This window comes from Vibrio sp. CAU 1672 (assembly GCF_029223195.1).
In the GTDB taxonomy this organism is placed as follows: Bacteria; Pseudomonadota; Gammaproteobacteria; order Enterobacterales; family Vibrionaceae; genus Vibrio.
Window position 1 is genome coordinate 177,499 of sequence record NZ_JARHUF010000001.1, and the last position, 18,554, is coordinate 196,052.

The 18,554-nt window shown below is 50.2% G+C and carries 14 protein-coding genes; 2 read left to right on the forward strand and 12 right to left on the reverse strand.

The genetic code is table 11. The annotated features are described in order from the left end of the window. Nucleotides 1-13: 13 nt before the first annotated feature. The 3 genes from P2G85_RS00780 to P2G85_RS00790 form a co-directional block, all read right to left on the reverse strand. The gene (locus tag P2G85_RS00780) at nucleotides 14-1,459 is read right to left on the reverse strand and encodes a phosphatase PAP2 family protein (RefSeq protein WP_275862201.1); all 1,446 of its coding nucleotides are present in this window, start codon (nucleotides 1,457-1,459) and stop codon (nucleotides 14-16) included. A gap of 148 nt (nucleotides 1,460-1,607) precedes the next feature. After that, complete coding sequence (locus tag P2G85_RS00785; RefSeq protein WP_275862202.1) at nucleotides 1,608-2,789, reverse strand: GGDEF domain-containing protein; 1,182 nt, start codon at nucleotides 2,787-2,789, stop codon at nucleotides 1,608-1,610. Between the two features lie 373 nt (nucleotides 2,790-3,162). Further along, nucleotides 3,163-4,080 carry a LysR substrate-binding domain-containing protein gene (locus tag P2G85_RS00790; protein ID WP_275862203.1) on the reverse strand — a complete coding sequence of 306 codons (918 nt, stop codon included), beginning with the start codon at nucleotides 4,078-4,080 and terminating at the stop codon, nucleotides 3,163-3,165. A gap of 112 nt (nucleotides 4,081-4,192) precedes the next feature. Here P2G85_RS00790 and P2G85_RS00795 point away from each other — a divergent pair, with 112 nt between their 5' ends. Then, nucleotides 4,193-5,506 (forward strand): 6-phospho-beta-glucosidase, encoded by a 1,314-nt coding sequence (locus tag P2G85_RS00795; RefSeq protein ID WP_275862204.1) that lies wholly within the window; start codon nucleotides 4,193-4,195, stop codon nucleotides 5,504-5,506. 143 nt (nucleotides 5,507-5,649) lie between these two features. Here P2G85_RS00795 and P2G85_RS00800 read toward each other — a convergent pair whose 3' ends face one another. From P2G85_RS00800 to P2G85_RS00840, 9 genes are all read right to left on the reverse strand, one after another. Continuing rightward, nucleotides 5,650-6,243 carry a c-type cytochrome gene (locus P2G85_RS00800; protein WP_275862489.1) on the reverse strand — a complete coding sequence of 198 codons (594 nt, stop codon included), beginning with the start codon at nucleotides 6,241-6,243 and terminating at the stop codon, nucleotides 5,650-5,652. A gap of 68 nt (nucleotides 6,244-6,311) precedes the next feature. After that, nucleotides 6,312-7,625 carry a molybdopterin-dependent oxidoreductase gene (locus tag P2G85_RS00805; protein WP_275862205.1) on the reverse strand — a complete coding sequence of 438 codons (1,314 nt, stop codon included), beginning with the start codon at nucleotides 7,623-7,625 and terminating at the stop codon, nucleotides 6,312-6,314. A gap of 448 nt (nucleotides 7,626-8,073) precedes the next feature. Beyond that, on the reverse strand, nucleotides 8,074-8,565 hold the full coding sequence (locus P2G85_RS00810) for a GNAT family N-acetyltransferase (protein WP_275862206.1): 492 nt from the start codon (nucleotides 8,563-8,565) through the stop codon (nucleotides 8,074-8,076). A gap of 120 nt (nucleotides 8,566-8,685) precedes the next feature. Beyond that, nucleotides 8,686-10,563, reverse strand: coding sequence for a propionyl-CoA synthetase (locus tag P2G85_RS00815; protein WP_275862207.1), 1,878 nt, complete (start codon nucleotides 10,561-10,563; stop codon nucleotides 8,686-8,688). 26 nt (nucleotides 10,564-10,589) lie between these two features. Continuing rightward, nucleotides 10,590-11,777: a 2-methylaconitate cis-trans isomerase PrpF gene (gene prpF, locus P2G85_RS00820; protein WP_275862208.1), complete on the reverse strand. Its 1,188-nt coding sequence runs from the start codon at nucleotides 11,775-11,777 to the stop codon at nucleotides 10,590-10,592. An 11-nt stretch (nucleotides 11,778-11,788) separates the two neighbouring features. Further along, nucleotides 11,789-14,380 (reverse strand): Fe/S-dependent 2-methylisocitrate dehydratase AcnD, encoded by a 2,592-nt coding sequence (acnD, locus tag P2G85_RS00825; protein ID WP_275862209.1) that lies wholly within the window; start codon nucleotides 14,378-14,380, stop codon nucleotides 11,789-11,791. Nucleotides 14,381-14,470: 90 nt separating this feature from the next. After that, nucleotides 14,471-15,613, reverse strand: coding sequence for a 2-methylcitrate synthase (gene prpC / locus P2G85_RS00830; protein WP_275862210.1), 1,143 nt, complete (start codon nucleotides 15,611-15,613; stop codon nucleotides 14,471-14,473). 133 nt (nucleotides 15,614-15,746) lie between these two features. Next, nucleotides 15,747-16,643, reverse strand: coding sequence for a methylisocitrate lyase (gene prpB, locus P2G85_RS00835; protein WP_275862211.1), 897 nt, complete (start codon nucleotides 16,641-16,643; stop codon nucleotides 15,747-15,749). Next, nucleotides 16,640-17,350, reverse strand: a complete 711-nt coding sequence (locus P2G85_RS00840) for a GntR family transcriptional regulator (protein WP_275862212.1) — start codon at nucleotides 17,348-17,350, stop codon at nucleotides 16,640-16,642. Before P2G85_RS00840 ends, prpB begins: the two co-directional genes overlap by 4 nt. Nucleotides 17,351-17,631: 281 nt before the next feature. Here P2G85_RS00840 and P2G85_RS00845 point away from each other — a divergent pair, with 281 nt between their 5' ends. Beyond that, complete coding sequence (locus tag P2G85_RS00845; RefSeq protein ID WP_275862213.1) at nucleotides 17,632-18,414, forward strand: sulfite exporter TauE/SafE family protein; 783 nt, start codon at nucleotides 17,632-17,634, stop codon at nucleotides 18,412-18,414. The last annotated feature ends 140 nt before the right edge of the window (nucleotides 18,415-18,554 follow it).

Consider the following 18,554-nt stretch of genomic DNA (forward strand, 5'->3'; position numbering starts at 1 on the left):
CGAGGCGTTCAACTTAATCCAGGGCATCGATTTGTTGACGTGACGCTTCTGTCAGTCGCCGAGCCAGTAGCATAAACACCAGCATTAACAGCGGGTAGTGAAATGTCTGGATGACCAGCGACCAAAAACCACTCGACGTACTCACGCTAGCAACATAACGGTAGAGCTGATCCACAAACACTAGCACCACGACACTTATCTGCATATGACGAGACGAAAATTCAGCCATACACTGGTTAGTACTAATGACCAAAGCAGAAGCCGTGATCAGAATAGCCAGCCAACGAGTAAACACGGGCAATGGCCAAAACAGCATAACAACCGCTGTCGCTGCGGTTAAAAAGAACCAAACCCCTTTAGACTTCATGAGCTGATCGACATTTACTTCCGGCTTGGCTTCCAGACGCAAGATATGCCACGCCACCAGCGCTCCGAGCATTGCACCAACCAACATATCAAGCAAAAATGCGGCGCCCAAATACAGCTTACTAAGCATAATTAACATCACCAATGCCGTTATTGTGGCTGTAATCTGGTTAATGCCAAACGTTTTACTGCGGTGAAAAATAAAAGTCGCGATACAAAACCACAGTGCAAGTGGCAGGCTCGGTAAATTATAGCCATAACTGTCTGTCAGGTTTCCCAGCGACACATATACGTGTGGCCTCGGCAGTGCAAACCCTTGCTGAGCAATCAAAACCATTAAAGAGGTGACAGTAACAGCGAAGAAAAGACGATAGACAAACGACAAACCGAAACGAGCTAATGCGACGGGGAAAAGTAAAAGCAGCATCGAAGCGCTGGTCAGGCCATCAATAAGGTTAGCTGCAAAATGAACCCCCTGCTGCACCTGTGGTGAAAAAGACTTAACCCAGCTTTGCAATCTCACTATCCAGGTCAGTTCCAATTGCCGGTAAGATGGCGCTGATCCGGTCAACTCTGCTACGTATGCAACCGGCTGCTCTGTGGCAACAGCAAATATCTCTTCTACAGTACGCCACTGTCCGGGATAACGATACTGTTGTGGCGACAATTCCTGAGGATATAACAACATCGCCGATTTTACTTCTATCCCATAGTGAGGGGCAAACCAAACCGGCAACTCATTCCCACCCAATGAATTGTTTACTGAATAGGCGATAATTTCAGAATCGGATACACAATCGAATAAAACGGCGCTGTCTGTTCTTCCCAGCTCATCCCCAACCGTAACGACCAGACCGGTTTCCTCCCATGTTTCGCGCTGTGCAGCCAGCTCAGGCGGCTCCCCTTCCTGGATGGTGCCACCGGGCAGCGAAATCTTGTTGGTGATAACTTCGTGGATCAATACCAGTTTATGATCGGCGCGTATCACACACAGCGCACCCTTGATCCCCGCCGCTGGCGAATACGCCTGCGCCAATGGAGACAATAACAGTGACAATGAGCATAAAAAGAACAGATTCAGAGTCCTAAACACCGAAAAAACCTTTAATGTGAACCAGCAACAATGCAATATAATGACAGCAAATTACATTATTTTCGATAGAAAATAACTGCGGTGCGTATTGAAAAAGGAGTATTTGAGTACCGGTTTCAGTCCCATAAGTACACCCGGCGGTTGGCACTCAGACAATCAAGCATTTAACATCACCACAATAGAGCTCATAGCGATTTCTTCCATTTCCTTTTGCTTTATACAGCGCAATATCTGCATCTCTAATCACAGACTCAAACGTTGATGTTTTCTTATATTCAGCCAAACCAAGGCTGATAGAGACAGCTACACTTTCCCCCTTCACATCAATCGTATTAACATTCACCGATTTAACCAACCTATCGGCGATATTAGCAGCATTTTGCAAGTCTGAGCCAGGTAGTACGATCACAAACTCCTCTCCGCCCCAGCGTCCTACGGTATCGTACCTGCGTATGTTTTTATTCAATATATCAACAACATGTACCAGAGCCTTATCACCAACATCGTGCCCATAGGTATCATTAAATCGCTTGAAATTATCAATATCAGCTAAAATAATGCAAAACTGCATTCCACAACGCGAATATCGTTCAATTTCATTCTTTATGATCTCTTCAATCTTGCGCCTGTTACAGGCCTGCGTTAATGGGTCGGTAATCGCGAGCTTTTCGATCTGGCTATAAAGCTTTTTATTGATCATAAGATGCAGAGAAAAAGTGAGTAATATTGTACACAGAATACTTAACGCAACTAAAAGATTGTCCATAATGTATGAATTAAAATAGTCTGTTAAGTTTTCAGATGACACAGCAAAGTAAAACCGGACTAGTGTTAATAGTAAAAATAAAACAATCGCAAAGCCTGTACTAGAACCATGCTTTCTATTTTCAAAACTTGAGGCAAAGTAAATTAAATATAAAACATGGATAAACACCGGAATTAACATACCATTAAAGATAAGAATCCTGACCCAGAAGAATGGCTGATAATAGATACTAAATATATATATACTGGCAAACACACACACATATATATAGTAAGCAAGTCTGTTTACCTTTAGATCAAGAAATAGAGCCAGACCAAAAAGGAACAGCACCGCGCCGGAAAACATCATGATGTTAGCAATAGCAACCGAAAAGAACACTGGCAAAACACCATGAAATATTGCTAATGTCATTCCAACTGACTGCAAAACAAAGTCAATGAGAATTAGTGACAAGCCTGAAAATTTGCTCTTATTTTGAAACCATATTTGAGCAAGTATATAGGTACATGCGTAATTAACCAGAACATAAATGGTAATAGTTGTTTTCATGTCCAGATCAAGCATAATGAACCTCATTCAGTTAATGGTTATGCTTTACTTATGTTCTATTAAACTGCACTCACAAACTTTATTAAAACTTACCTTCAGTTATTCTCGAAAGAAAAATTCCAACTATAAAAGTAAATGACATATTACGGTTATTTTGTGACCAAGATCAGATTACCAGGTTAGTGATGCTGATAATTTAAAAATCTTTACTCTTGGTCAATTATTAGGCTACTAATCAGCAAAATGTGCTAAGTCAAACTGTTGCTTTTATCACGAGGTACACTCCAACTGACAAGCGGGAGCTTTCAGAATGCAGGCCCTTACCAGCCATTTCCGCCTGCCTTGCTCGTGCCCGAGTTCTCCTCCACCCGGGTAATGATGTCCTGGATTAAACCAGCTGAGTTTGTAGCCATTCTATAAAAGCGGCATTTCTCGGCCTGTGCTGCTGACCATTTAAACAAATCAGATCATAACCCCGGCCGGAATTCACCCGCTCAAAAGGCGCTGTCAGTTCCCCGCTCTCGAGGCTGGAACGAACCAACGATTCGCGCGCAATACCTATACCCATATGGTTTTTCGCCGCAATCATGGCCATATCAGAATGGTTAAATACATAGGTCCGCTCCATAACATTGAGCGACTTGAGCTCTGAATCCTGCTGGTTTTCCAGCCATATCTTCCACTCCTGGTTAGGTTCACTCGCTTCTAATGATTCTGTGCAATGAATGAAAGTTGCACGCTTGAGTTTGCTCAGTAACGAATCATGACCCGACAGGTGCGAAGTAAAATAGTCCGGACTGCAGACCGGCATGAGTACTTCATTAAATAACCTACGGTGGTAAAAGCCGGGATGCTCGCTCCCACTGTAGTAAATCGCAATATCCACTGGCTCATGTTGAAAATCGAGCCGGCTTGCCTTAACCCTGAGTTTCACGTTGAGATTGGGATATAAACGTTGAAAGTCAGCCAGCCTTGGCAGTAACCAGCTTTGAGCAAACGTTGGAGCAGCACCGATATAAAGCTCTCCCCGCAATTCATTGAACTTGATGTCTTCAAGCTCAGAGAAAATCACATCAAAAGACTGGTTAAGCGCCTGCTGCAGCCGCACGCCTTCACGGGTCAGTTCCAGGCGCCGGGTCATACGCACAAACAAACTAAACCCAAGCTGCTCTTCCAGTAATTTGATCCGCTGACTAACCGCTCCCTGAGTGATAAACAGCTCTTCTGCCGCTTTAGTAAAACTGAGAAACTTGGCCGCCACACTGAATGTGTACATGTTGGCCAGCATCTGCTGTTTGCGCTCCATACATCACCTTATGAATTAATCTAGCTAATGCATGGTAAATCCATTTTGGTTTGTATAGCAACTAATGATGCTTTTTAATAAAGCAATCTTATCCATAAAGAGAAACTTCATTATGAAACAAGGTCTGAAAATTACCATCATTGGCGCCGGTTCAAGCTACACTCCAGAGCTGATAGAAGGCCTGATCAACCGCAATCATGAATTACCGATCCGTGAGCTTTGGCTGGTAGACATCAAAGATGGCGAAGAAAAGGTCAACATCATCGCTGACCTGACCCGCCGGATGCTGGCAAAAAACGATATGACTGATATTGACGTTCATGTGACATTAGATCGTAAACCTGCTCTGGAAAACGCAGATTTTGTTTGTTCTCAATTCCGTGCGGGCTGCCTTGAAGGCCGGATTCGTGATGAACGGATTTCTCTTAAATACGGCATGATTGGTCAGGAGACCAATGGCCTGGGCGGCTTTGCCAATGCGTGTCGGACCATTCCAATCGCTCTGGAAATCTGTAAAGAGATGGAAGAATTATGCCCGGACGCGTGGCTACTCAACTTCACCAATCCATCAGGTATGGTAACTGAAGCCATCCTCAAACACACCAACGTTAAAACCGTCGGTTTATGTAATGTACCTGTGATTATGCAAAAAGGCATTGCGCAAATGCTGAATGCTGACGAACAGGAATTTGTGTTGCAAGTGGCCGGTCTTAACCACTTTATCTGGGCGCGTCAGATCCTGCATGAAGGGCGTGACAAACTACAGGATGTGGTTGAAGAGATCTTGTCTGGGAACGACCCGTTAGTGCCACAAAATATCCCTGCATTCGAGTGGCCCAAAGAACTGCTACGCAACATGGGGATGATTCCTTGTGCTTATCTGCGTTACTACTATACCAGCGAAGACATTATGGGACAGGAGCTGGAAGAAGCGAAGGGAGAAGGCACACGTGGCGAAGTAGTGAAGGCAATGGAACAACGCCTGTTTGATATCTACCGTAACCCTGAACTGGACAAAAAACCCAAAGAGCTGGAAAAACGCGGCGGCCAGTATTATTCAGAGGCCGCTTGTGAGCTGATGAGCTCGATCTACAACGATAAGCGCTCCATTATGCACGTCAACACCCGCAATAACGGAGCTATTAACGGCTTACCCGATGACTGCGCAGTAGAAGTGAGCTGCATGATCACTAAAGCCGGTCCTGTACCATTGAACGTCGCGAGTTTCCCGTCTGACACGCTACGCCTGATTCAGTTAATGAAGGAGTTTGAATCGCTGACTGTCGAAGCGGCGGTAACCGGTGATCGCAATGCCGCTCACCGGGCGCTTATTCTAAACCCACTGGTGACAACGGGGACGGTGTTAGAAAAAGCACTGACTGAAACTATTGAAGCGAACCTGGACTACATGCCACAGTTCCGCTAATTCAGGAACAGGGGGACGGTTTAACACCGTCCCTAACCGGGCAGCGGAGTAATAGACTTTAATCATGATCAAGCTGGCCCCTAATTGCTGGCCAGAACCGATAGATGCTGTACAGCCTGTTTAGCCAGCAAAACTCACCGGTGTTACAAACCATAATAGGTAGAGAGATAAATAAGTACGGCTTCGCGCTTGTCTGCGTCCAGCTCATCCATGCCCTGCTCATCCACCATCCATTGCAACGTCTCGTCCCAACTTTCTTTACTCAGCCCCTGCTGAGTAACGAGGTAAAGTGAGTGGCAAGCAGAGCACACCGCCGCCACCAGCTCCATGTTTTCACCGGGTGTCAGAATCCCCTCCCCGACCGATCTTACCGGCATACCTTCGGCCTGCGTGACCCAGTTCGGCGGAGAAGGGTTTTTACTGGCAAGCCAGACGATAATAGCCGCACGCGCGCCAGGGTCCTTCACTCCCGGAAAGACCATTTTAGTGCCTGGCGCAAAATCCGCAGGAGAGGCCAAAAACCGGTCAAGCCTTTCTCCATCCCATTTCCCCTGATGCTGTTTTAACCCGTCGCTGTAGCTGAAGCCTTCAAAACCGGCAATATCTCGCTCCGCTAATCCCCATAGCGGCGGCCCGACAATCGTCACGCCGTCGCGCTCCATCTGATGACATGCCTTGCACACCAATGCTTCTCGCTCACCGGCCGCAATCAGCGCTTCATTCGCGGCAACCGGCATACCCGCCAGCAGCACCAGGAAAAATAAGAGCGGGCGTACCCGCTCAATCACACTTGTCGCCATTCCCGTCACCCTTTCACAACCAATGCGATGCGATGGAAAGTATTGTTGAGGTAACCTTTGGGGTTCCATGCAATAGCAAACGGCTGGCTGATATCCTGATCATCCGTGGCCTTGGCCCAGACTTCGTAATAGCCCGGCTGAGGAAACTTCACCTTGGCACTGAAGGTTTGCCAGGCCCCCGGATTGGCGGGCTCTGAAAGTTCGGCCTCCGTCCAGGTTGCACCAAAGTCGATAGAAAGGCTGACTTTATCAACCTTACGGTCACCAGACCACGCATGCCCCCGGACCAACACTTCGTTACCACTGACTTCCGTATTAGTCTGCGGCGAAGTGATCAGTGATTTGACCGGCATACGCTCGATAATCACAAAGTCTTCTTTAGCGACTTTTTCCCCCGGCGCAACAGGCCGGTTAGGTACCCGGTATGAAGTACCGGTCATTTTCGCGCCATCATGGACCTGATCTCGTATCTGTATCCGGGTCAGCCATTTTTGCGAACAGGAGCCGGGCCAGCCGGGAACGACTAACCGCAGTGGCGCGCCGTTCATCGGGTGCAGCGGCTCGCCGTTTTGGGCAAAGGCAATCAGGTTTTCACTACCCATCGCTTTCGCAATTGGTACGCCCCTTGATATAGGCAGTTTACCTTCCTGACCAGAAAGATGCTTATCTGCGCCGTAGTGAGCCGTATATACGGCACCATCTTTAACTCCAGCAGCTTTCAACACATCCGCAAGCCGTACCCCGGTCCAGTTAGAACAGGCGACCGCTCCGTATGTCCACTGATTACCTTTGGCTTTTGGCTCAAAGAACGCACGGCCATTGCCGCCGCACTCCACCACCAGTTGTTGCTCGACCACTTCGAAGTTTTTCTTAAGGTCTGCGATGCTAAGGGTCATTGGCTTGTCAACTAACCCGTCAATGGTCAGTGTCCATGTATCCGGATTCACGTCCGTCGGTGGGATGCCATTGTTACGAATAAAATGGTGCTTAATCGGCGTAATGTCATCGTTGAGAAGATGCGGGGGCGTTTCTGCATTCACCGGCCTGTCGTTAAGTACCGTCAGGCCATCTTTTCCCTCAATCATTACATCATCAAGACCTTCCGCAAACGCGGCGGGAATCATCCCGGCGGGCATATTACGGTGAAAAGGAATCGCGCCTCCAAGTACGGCCGCCATGGTCGCTAACCCCGCACCTTTTAAAAAGCCACGCCGATCCGGGTAACTCGCCCGGCCAAAAATTTTTTCATCTGCAGAATCCGGATTTTCTTCGTAGTACTCGTAAATCCCTCGTGGTGATTTGTTCTTCCTTTCGTCCATAACATGTTCCCCGGTACGCTCAACGCCCAAGTACCTTCAGTCTGTTGATATTCCTGCCCGCCTGTAACGCCAATCTAAATACAAATGCGATCCAGTTAGGCCACACACCACTAACATTAGTCGACTATTGACAGTCTTAACAACATTTCAGCCTATTAACTTATCGTACAAAAAACACACTCTCTTTATATCATTGAGGCTATCCGGCGTTGATGGCTTCACCGACAAGCAGTGACGTTGAAACCAGATTGTCTTACCGGGTTTAAGATCTGCTCAAAAAAACTCTAAAACCCTACGCTTCATCAATAAAAACGCCACCGGAAAAAGCGGTGGCGTTGAGCTATTTGGCAAGCTAAACCGGATCGATGCCGTACCTGCCCGGCAGGTTTCTTAATGTTCAGGTGTTAAACAGCTAAATGAGTGACGTTTGTGGCTAACACAATAAACATTAACCACTGTTGCCCTGACCCACCGGCTTTCTCAGCCAATGAATATGGTGACCAAAGCCCTGATTTTTATAGAGCTCGACTGCGGTTTGGTTAAAGTGCCACACCTCAACAAACATCTGCTTAACACCATAATCTATAAACGTCTGTTCAAGCCTGGCTAACAAGGCGGCCGCTATGCCCTGTTTACGCAGCGCCGGCACCACGTACAGCTCATCAACACTACCCATCATCACCGGCTGGCTGACGGTCGAGGACAGCTCACAAAAGTGGCCGGTAATAAACCCAACGATGTTGTCCTGTTGATACGCGACATAAACCAGACAGTCCGGATTATCGAGATAGCATGCGATGCTCTTTTCCTGTTCGATCTCCTCGGCTGATTTGAACAGCTGCGGTGACTGCTGGTGGTGCTCATCATGCAGTTTAAACATCAGGTCGTTTAACTGCTCTAACTGGCTAAGTTGTGCCGCGCGGATAGCAAATGTGGACATATAGCTTTAACTGTAATTAAGGGAGCGTTAGTGTCTGATTAAACCAAGCCAAAGGCAAGAAAAAAGCCCCTGTAGACGGTAACGCTAAGGGGCAGAACCAAACAGGGAGAGTCAAACGAGTTAATCTCGCAATACCCGTTCTATTTCATTCAGACTCGAAGGGTCATCAATGGTAGACGGTACAGTGTAGTTCTCACCGTCTGCGATTTGGCGGATGGTACGACGCAGGATTTTACCGGAACGGGTTTTCGGCAGACGATCAACCACTAAAGCATGTTTGAAGCACGCCACGGCACCGATTTCCGAACGGACCTTACCGACCAGCTCCCCTTCCAGCGCGTCAAGATCCACCTTGACGCCATCTTTCAGTACCACGAAACCAAGCGGTAACTGGCCTTTCAGTTCATCATGAACCCCGACAACCGCACATTCGGCAATCGCAGGGTGCCCCCCGACAATTTCTTCCATCTCACCGGTTGATAAACGGTGGCCGGCTACATTAATCACATCGTCAATGCGGCCCATGATGAACAAATAGCCGTCTTCATCCAGATAACCACCGTCGCCTGACACATAATAACCAGGGAACTGGCTTAGGTAACCCGTTTCAAAACGATCATGGTTGCGCCATACGGTTGGCAGACAGCTTGGTGGCAATGGCCGTTTCAGCGCGACAAACCCCTGCTGGTTCGCTCCGACAGGCTCACCAAACTCATTGAGGATTTCGACCTGATAGCCCGGGATTGGCTTGGTCGCGGAACCAGCTTTGACCGTCATCAACTCAATTCCCGTCGGGTTACCGGCAATTGCCCAACCGGTTTCGGTTTGCCACCAGTGATCGATCACCGGCTTACCGGTTTGCTCCAGGACCCATTCCAGCGTCGGCGGATCAAGACGCTCACCGGCCATAAAAATGGTTTTCAGGTTACTGAGATCGTACTTCGCAAGGTATGCCCCATGCGGGTCTTCCTTCTTGATGGCCCGAAATGCGGTTGGAGCCGAGAACAGCGCATCAACTTTATACTCGTGGCATACACGCCAGAACGCACCGGGATCCGGGGTTCTGACCGGTTTACCCTCAAACAGTACCGTGGTGCAGCCGTGGATCAGCGGCGCATAAACTATATAGGAGTGGCCGACTACCCAGCCCACATCAGAAGCGGCCCAGAACACGCCATCTTGCGGCATGTTATAAATAGCACTCATGGAGTACTTCATCGCCACCGCATGCCCGCCATTATCACGCACCACCCCTTTCGGCTTACCGGTGGTACCGGAGGTATACAAAATATACAGCGGATCGGTGGCGAGCACTGGCACACAACCATGCGGCAGCGCTTGCTGGTAAGCCTTGTCCCAGTCAATGTCACGCTCCTGACTTAACTCTGCCTGACACTCGGGCCGCTGCAAGACAAACACCGATTCTGGTTTCCAGCGGCTGTCCATGATCGCCTTGTCGACCATCGGCTTGTACGGGATCACCTTGTTGACTTCAACACCACACGAAGCCGTCATGATCACTTTTGGCTCAGCATCTTCAATCCGCACCGCCAGCTCATTGGGCGCAAAGCCACCAAATACCACCGAGTGAATTGCCCCCAAACGGGCACACGCCAACATCGCCATTGCCGCTTCCGGAATCATCGGCATATAGATCACTACCCGATCCCCTTTAGTTACGCCCTGAACCGCGAGCATTCCCGCGATCTTTGCCACTTGATCACGCAATTGCTGGTAGGTATAGCTGCGCTTGGTTCCGGTAACCGGTGAATCATAAATCAATGCGGTGGCATCACCACGTCCGTGCTCGCAATGGTAATCCAGAGCCAGCCAGGAGGTATTCAGCACACCATCAGGAAACCAGCGCTCAATGCCATTTTCATCAGCTTTTAAAATGGTTTGAGGCGCTTCAAACCAATCGATGTTTTGTGCCTGGGCTTGCCAAAAGCTCTCTGGCTGATTTTGTGCCCATAGGTATTCTTTTTGATACGCAGACATATTGCTTCCTCCAGTATGTCTTGTCATTACTCGATTGTTTCTCGTGGTACTCTTACCCATCCCTCCATCAGGATGCGTGCGCTGCGGCTCATGATGGCTTTCTCGACCACCCAACCCTGCGATGTTTGTTTGGCCTTTGCGCCCACCTTCAAAGTGCCCGAGGGATGACCAAACGTCACCGTTTCTCTTTCACTGCCTCCGGCGGCTAAATTGACCAAGGTACCCGGTACACATGCCGCCGACGCGATAGCTACCGCCGCCGTGCCCATCATGGCGTGGTGCAGTTTACCCATCGACAGTGCCCGTACCAGCACGTCAACCTCGGCTTGATTCACCTCCGAACCGCTTGAAGACTGGTAGCTTTTCGGCTTGGACACAAAGGCAATCTTTGGCGTGTGCTGACGAGTTTGAGCCTGTTCTACTGAGGTGATCAGGCCCATTTTTAGCGCACCATAAGCGCGAATGGTTTCAAACATGGCCAGTACGCTGTCATCGTTATTGATGTCGTCCTGCAACTCGGTTCCCTGGTAACCGATGGACTCGGCATCAACGAAAATGGTCGGGATGCCGGCATTGATCAGCGTGGCATTGAACGTACCCACCCCAGGCACGGCCAAATCATCGACCAGATTGCCGGTTGGAAACATACTCCCGGTGGCATCGGCCGGGTCGAGAAAATCGACCTGAATTTCCTGTGCCGGGAACGTCACACCGTCCAGTTCAAAATCACCGGTTTCTTGCACATAGCCATTTACAATCGGCACATGCACCAGAATGGTTTTACCAATGTTCACCTGCCAAACGCGCACGGTAACCACGCCGTTTTGTGGGATTCGTTCTTTGGCAATCAGCCCGGCGTGGACAGCAAAGGGGCCGACAGCGGCCGACAAATTGCCGCAGTTGCCACTCCAGTCAACGAAGGGTTTGTCGATCGACACCTGACCAAACAGGTAATCGACATCGTGGTCGGCCTTAGTGCTTTTCGACACAATCACCGTTTTGCTGGTACTGGATGTCGCGCCACCCATGCCATCGATCTGCTTACCATAGGGATCCGGGCTGCCAATCACACGCAGCAGCAGGTTATCCCGCGCTGCACCCGCGACCTGTGCCGCCTGTGGCAGATCATTGAGATTAAAAAACACACCTTTACTGGTGCCACCGCGCATATAGGTTGCCGCGACTTTGATTTGACTTTGAGTCAAGTTATCCATCACTCTTCTCCTTACTTGGCCAGAAAGTCTTGGGCAAATCGCTGCAACACACCACCAGCGTTATACACTTCTACTTCATCGGCAGTGTCTAATCGGCAAGTAACAGGGACATCGAGTTTTTCACCACTGCTGCGCGTGATCACCAGGGCCAAATCGGCTCCCGGCCTGATCTCACCGGCGACGTCATACAGCTCGGTACCATCCAGCTCTAACGTGTTACGGTTCACTCCCGGCTTAAACTCAAGCGGCAGTACCCCCATACCAACCAGATTGGTACGGTGAATACGCTCAAACCCTTCAGCAACGATCGCTTCCACCCCGGCCAGACGCACCCCTTTCGCCGCCCAGTCACGTGATGAGCCCTGGCCGTAATCGGCCCCGGCGACCACAATCAATGGCTGCTTACGCTCCATATAGGTTTCGATCGCTTCCCACATCCGGGTGACTTTGCCCTCCGGCTCAACCCGGGCCAGCGAGCCTTGCACTACTTCGCCGTTTTGTTTGACCATCTCGTTAAACAGTTTCGGATTGGCAAAGGTCGCACGCTGTGCGGTCAGGTGATCGCCGCGGTGCGTCGCGTAGGAATTGAAGTCCTCTTCAGGCAGACCCATTTTTGCCAGATATTCCCCGGCTGCACTGCTGGCCAGAATGGCATTCGAAGGTGACAAGTGATCGGTGGTGATATTATCTCCCAGGATGGCGAGAGGACGCATACCAGACAGTGTCCGCTCACTGGCCAGCGCCCCTTCCCAGTACGGCGGGCGACGAATATAGGTGCTAATCGGGCGCCAGTCGTAAAGCGGACTAGAGCTGCGCTCATCGTCATTAAGCTTAAACATCTGGATATAGACTTGTTTAAACTGCTCAGGCTTGACATGGTTACCCACCACTTCATCGATCTCCTGATCTGTCGGCCACAGATCATTGAGATAGATTGGATTTCCCTTCGCATCAGTGCCGAGCGAGTCACGCTCTATATCAAAACGGATCGTACCGGCCAGTGCATACGCCACAACCAGAGGCGGCGATGCCAGAAACGCCTGTTTCGCATAGGGGTGAATCCGACCATCAAAGTTTCGGTTACCGGACAGCACGGCCGTGGCATATAAGTCGCGATCGATGATTTCCTGCTGGATTTTCGGGTCTAACGCGCCGCTCATCCCGTTACAGGTGGTGCACGCATACGCGACAATCCCAAAGCCGAGTTTTTCCAGCTCCGGCAGTAAGCCTGCTTCTTCCAGGTACAATTTGGCCACTTTGGAGCCCGGCGCAAACGAGGATTTCACCCAGGGTTTACGCACCAGGCCCAATTCATTGGCTTTCTTCGCTAACAGGCCTGCCGCAACCACATTGCGCGGGTTACTGGTGTTGGTACAGGAGGTGATCGCGGCAATGATCACCGCCCCATCCGGCAGTTCGCCGTCTCTTTCCTGCCATTCGCCAGAAATCCCCCGGGCGGATAGCTCCGAGGTCGGCAAACGGCGATGCGGGTTTGACGGGCCGGCCATATTGCGGGTCACCTGAGACAAATCGAACTCCAGCACCCGCTCGTAAACCGCATTTTCCAGAGCGTCCGCCCAAAGCCCGGTCTGTTTAGCGTAGTTTTCCACCAGCGCCACCTGATCATCATCACGGCCAGTGAGTTTGAGATAGTTGATGGTCTGCTCATCAATGTAGAACATCCCCGCCGTCGCCCCGTACTCGGGCGTCATATTGGAAATGGTGGCGCGGTCGCCGATAGTGAGGTCTTTGGTTCCTTCGCCAAAAAACTCAAGATAAGAAGAGACCACCCGCTCCTGACGTAAAAATTCAGTGATAGCCAATACAATATCAGTTGCGGTAATACCGGGCTGACGTTTACCGGTTAATTTCACCCCGACGATATCCGGCAGGCGCATCATGGACGGGCGGCCAAGCATCACGGTTTCAGCCTCCAGCCCGCCAACGCCAATCGCGATTACCCCTAGCGCATCGACGTGTGGCGTATGGCTGTCAGTGCCGACACAGGTATCGGGGTAAGCAATACCCTGTTTGGCCTGAACCACCGGTGACATTTTTTCCAGATTGATCTGGTGCATGATGCCGTTACCGGCCGGGATGACACTGACGTTTTCAAACGCGGTTTTACACCACTCAATAAAATGGAAACGATCTTCATTACGGCGTTCTTCAATCGCTCGGTTTTTTTCAAACGCATCCGGCTCAAAGCCCGCGTGTTCGACCGCCAACGAATGGTCCACGATCAACTGTGTTTCGACCACCGGGTTAACGTTAGCCGGGTCACCACCTTGCTCGGCGATAGCGTCACGCAGCCCTGCCAGATCCACCAGTGCCGTCTGGCCAAGGATGTCATGGCACACCACGCGTGCCGGATACCACGGAAAGTCCAGATCGCGCTTACGCTCAATCAGCTGTTTAAGGCTGTCGGTCAGCATATCAGGGTCACAGCGACGCACCAGTTGCTCTGCCAGCACCCGGGAGGTATAAGGCAGCGAGTCATACGCGCCGGGAGAGATGGCATTCACCGCTTCACGGGCATCAAAAAAATCGAGGTTCGTGCCGGGCAGCGGTTTACGATATTGGGTGTTGATAGTATTGCTCATGGGCTTACTTCCAATCAAAAATTACTACTTACGCCGTGCTCCTCCCCCCGTTGCGGGAGGAGGCAGGCAGAGAGTCAATCAAAATCAAACTTAACGTTTCTCGATTGGCACCCAGTCCTGGTGGTCAGGCCCGGTATAATCGGCGCTTGGGCGGATAATACGGTTATTGGCACGCTGCTCGTAGACGTGCGCAGCCCAACCGGTCAGGCGGCTCATGACGAAAATAGGCGTGAACAACTTGGTCGGGATGTCCATAAAGTGGTAAGCCGAGGCATGGAAAAAGTCCGCGTTACAGAACAAGCCCTTTTCACGCTTCATCACCGATTCCACCCGCTCAGATACCGCGTACAGATGAGTATCACCTACCGCTTGTGACAGCTCTTTCGACCAGCGTTTTATCAAGGCATTGCGTGGGTCACTTTCACGATAAATCGCGTGGCCAAAGCCCATGATCTTGTCTTTGTTCTCCAACATACGCAGGATGTTGGTTTCCGCTTCATCCGGCGTTTGCCAGTTTTCAATCATTTCCATCGCCGCTTCGTTTGCGCCACCGTGAAGCGGCCCGCGCAGCGTACCGATCGCCGCGGTAATACATGAATGGAGATCGGACAGCGTTGATGCGCACACCCGCGCCGCAAACGTCGAAGCATTAAACTCGTGCTCGGCATACAAAATCAGTGAACAATGCATAACCTGCTTATGCAAAGGGCTTGGCGTTTTACCGGTCAGCATCTTAAGGAAATAACCACCGATGCAGTCTTCTGACTGATCCTGGGTATCAATACGTACCCCATCGTGGCTGAAACGGTACCAGTAACAGATGATCGCCGGGAACAGAGCCAGCATGCGTTCGGTCGCGTCGACCTGCTGAGAAAAGTCGGTTTCCTGCTCAAGATTGCCCAATACCGAACAACCGGTACGCATCACATCCATCGGATGCGCGCAGGCAGGGAGCAACTCTAACGCCTGCTTAAGCTGTTCCGGTAAACCACGCAGACTTAGTAAACGGGTCTTATAAGCGTCCAGCTCTTGCTGATTAGGTAGGTGACCACGTAACAAAAGGTGTGCCACTTCCTCGAACTGGGCATTGTTGGCCAGGTCGGTGATATCGTAACCACGATAAGTCAGGCCAGTCCCCGTTTTACCGACCGTACATAGTGCTGTGCTTCCGGCGCTCTGACCACGTAGGCCTGCACCACCTAACTCTGCTTTCTTTTCTACAGATTGAGGCATTGTTGAACTCCTTTTCTGTCTGGCGTTGCCCTCTTCCCGGGGCACTGTAGTCGCCAGACTTGTTTCACGTTATTGGATTAAGAACATTCCGAACTCTTTTCCCTGGGCTTCCTGTTGTTTGCTTTGCAGGTAGTTATTTCCCTTCCGAGAACAGCTGATCAAGCTTGTCTTCATAGGCGTGGTAATTCAGGTGCTGGTACAGCTCTTTGCGCGTCTGCATCGAATCCAGCAGCGCTTCCTGATTACCGATCTCAAGCAGATGTTTGTAGACCATTTCCGCTGCTTTATTCATGGCGCGGAAGGCACTGAGTGGATACAGCACCATGTCAACATCAGCGTTTGCCAGCTCTTCACAGCCATACAGTGGTGTCTGACCGAACTCGGTAATGTTGGCCAGGATAGGAACATGCTTGCCTGTCGCCTGTTTAAGCGCTGCCGAGAACTGCTGATATTGGTCGAGCTTATTCATCGCCTCCGGGAAAATCATATCGGCTCCGGCCTCAACGCAGGCAATCGCCCTTTCAATCGCGCTGTCCATCCCTTCCACCGCCAGCGCGTCGGTACGCGCCATGATCACAAAGTTCTCGTCACTGCGGGCATCCACGGCGGCTTTAACCCGATCGACCATTTCCTGCTGACTGACGATTGCCTTATTCGGGCGATGGCCACACCGTTTTTGCGCCACCTGATCTTCCATGTGTACCGCTGCAGCCCCCGCTTTCTCCATCGCCTTGATGGTTCGGGCGATATTAAATGCGCCACCAAAACCGGTATCGATGTCGACCAACAGCGGCAAATCACAGGCATCAGTAATACGATTCACGTCAACCAACACATCATTAAGTGTGGTAATGCCCAGATCCGGTAAACCGTATGAGGCATTAGCGATCCCGCCGCCAGACAAGTAAACCGCCTGATGGCCAAGATTTTTTGCCATCATGGCGCAATACGGGTTAACCGTACCGACGATCTGTAATGGGTTATTTTGTTCAACGGCGAGTCTGAACTTCGCCCCCGGAGATAAACTCATAGGTCTTCCCTCTCATCCTTAAGGATTTGCTGTTCAATCAACTTTCTGCTGCCGGAGATATGTCTTCTCATCAATATTTCAGCCAGCTCTTCATCACGATTTCTTATCGCCTGAAGGATAAATACGTGCTCGTTAAGCGCTTCTTTGGGTCTCGATTGGGCTCGGGGTGACTGATAACGATACATTCTCAGCAGGTGATACAGTTCATCACACAGCAAGGCGATTAATTTGCTGTTACGGCTGGCTTTAATGATCCGGTAATGAAAGTCAAAGTCGCCGTGTTGATGGAAATAAGAAGCCCCTTCGACGTCATCAATATGCTTCGAATGAGCCGACAGCAGCATTTCGAGCCCAAGCAGCTCTTCCTGAGTGATATATCTGGCAGCCAGGCGAGCCGCCATGCCTTCCAGCGCCTCTCGCACCGAGTACAGTTCAATCAACTTTTCAGGTGCAAAACTAATGACTCTTGCCCCCACATGGGGAATGCGCTCAACCAGCCCCAGTCCCTCTAAGCGCATAATCGCTTCGCGCAGCGGCCCACGACTGACCTGATAGCGCTTCGCCAGCTCAGGCTCAGAGATCTTACTGCCCGGCTCAATGTCTCCGTTGACGATCGCTTCGACCAGAGATCCTGTCAGCGTTTTGGACTTGGTGTTTTCTTTGTCTGATCCCATCGCCTTAAGACGCGGTTTAAGCTCACTATTCATACCCGGTGCACTCGCCTCAGAGATATCACTTTGTCTACAATTTATTAACCTGGATTTAAAATAGACCATATAAGTGTCGACAATCAAGCTTATTGTCGACAATTTAGACTAAGGTATGAGAGTCATGTTAGGGACAGATAACGCCGAATTCACCCCATTACGTGCCACTTTCCCTGTACTGTCGTCGCTTTTACTAACGAGAACCTTCCCAAAGCCGTCAATTTCCCGTAGTGTTAAGCATTTGTAAAGCAATAGATTAATTACATCAGACAGGAAGAGCTATGCTGGCGGAGTTTGTACTGCTTTTTAGCGCAGGCATTATTGGAGGGGTGATGAATTCCATCGCTGGTGGAGGAAGTTTTATTACCTTTCCGGCATTAATGGCAATGGGCGTTCCCCCGATCATGGCCAATGCGACCAACACCTACGCCTCCTGCGCCGGTTATATCAGCGGTACCTTTGGTTTTCGTGAAGAAATAGCCAAACATAAGCGCCAGTTACTCTTCACCACGGTGTTCAGTGTCATTGGTGGAGCAGTCGGTGCTTACCTGTTGCTCAGTACGCCAGAAACCCTGTTTATGGAAATTATCCCCTGGCTATTGCTGTTTGCCACAGTTCTGTTTGTGACCGGATCTCACATCACCCGCTTTATTCAGACCCACAGCACAAAGCACAGACATGCTCAGGCTCTGGGTGCCGTGCTGCTTGCACTTCTGTTAGTGGGGGTTTCTGCGTATGGAGGTTTCTTTAATGCCGGGCTTGGGGTGATTGTACTGAGCTATCTGGTGGTGGCGGGTTACCAGGACATCAACCAGATGAACGGTTTTAAGCTGCTGGTCTCAAGCTGTGTATCACTGGTCGCGATCGTGATCTTTGTTGCCAATGGCTCGATTGACTGGAGCAAAGGCAGTATCGTGATGCTGGGTTCACTTACTGGTGGCTATTTGGCAGCAAGGGTATCCCGGCGGTTAAACCCACTCTATATTAGGGGCTTTGTTACACTCTCTTCGGCACTGATCACAGGCTACTTTTTTGTGGATGTTTACCTATTGACTCCAGCATGAGGAAAAATTATACCTGCCACAGTGTCCATAAGCAGCAACTCAGCACAAATTAGCTCGGATAATATCGGGTGCAGTGCCGCAATCAAAGGCCGTTAAAACAGCCTCGTTGTAACATCGATTAAGTGCCGGCTGATTGGGAT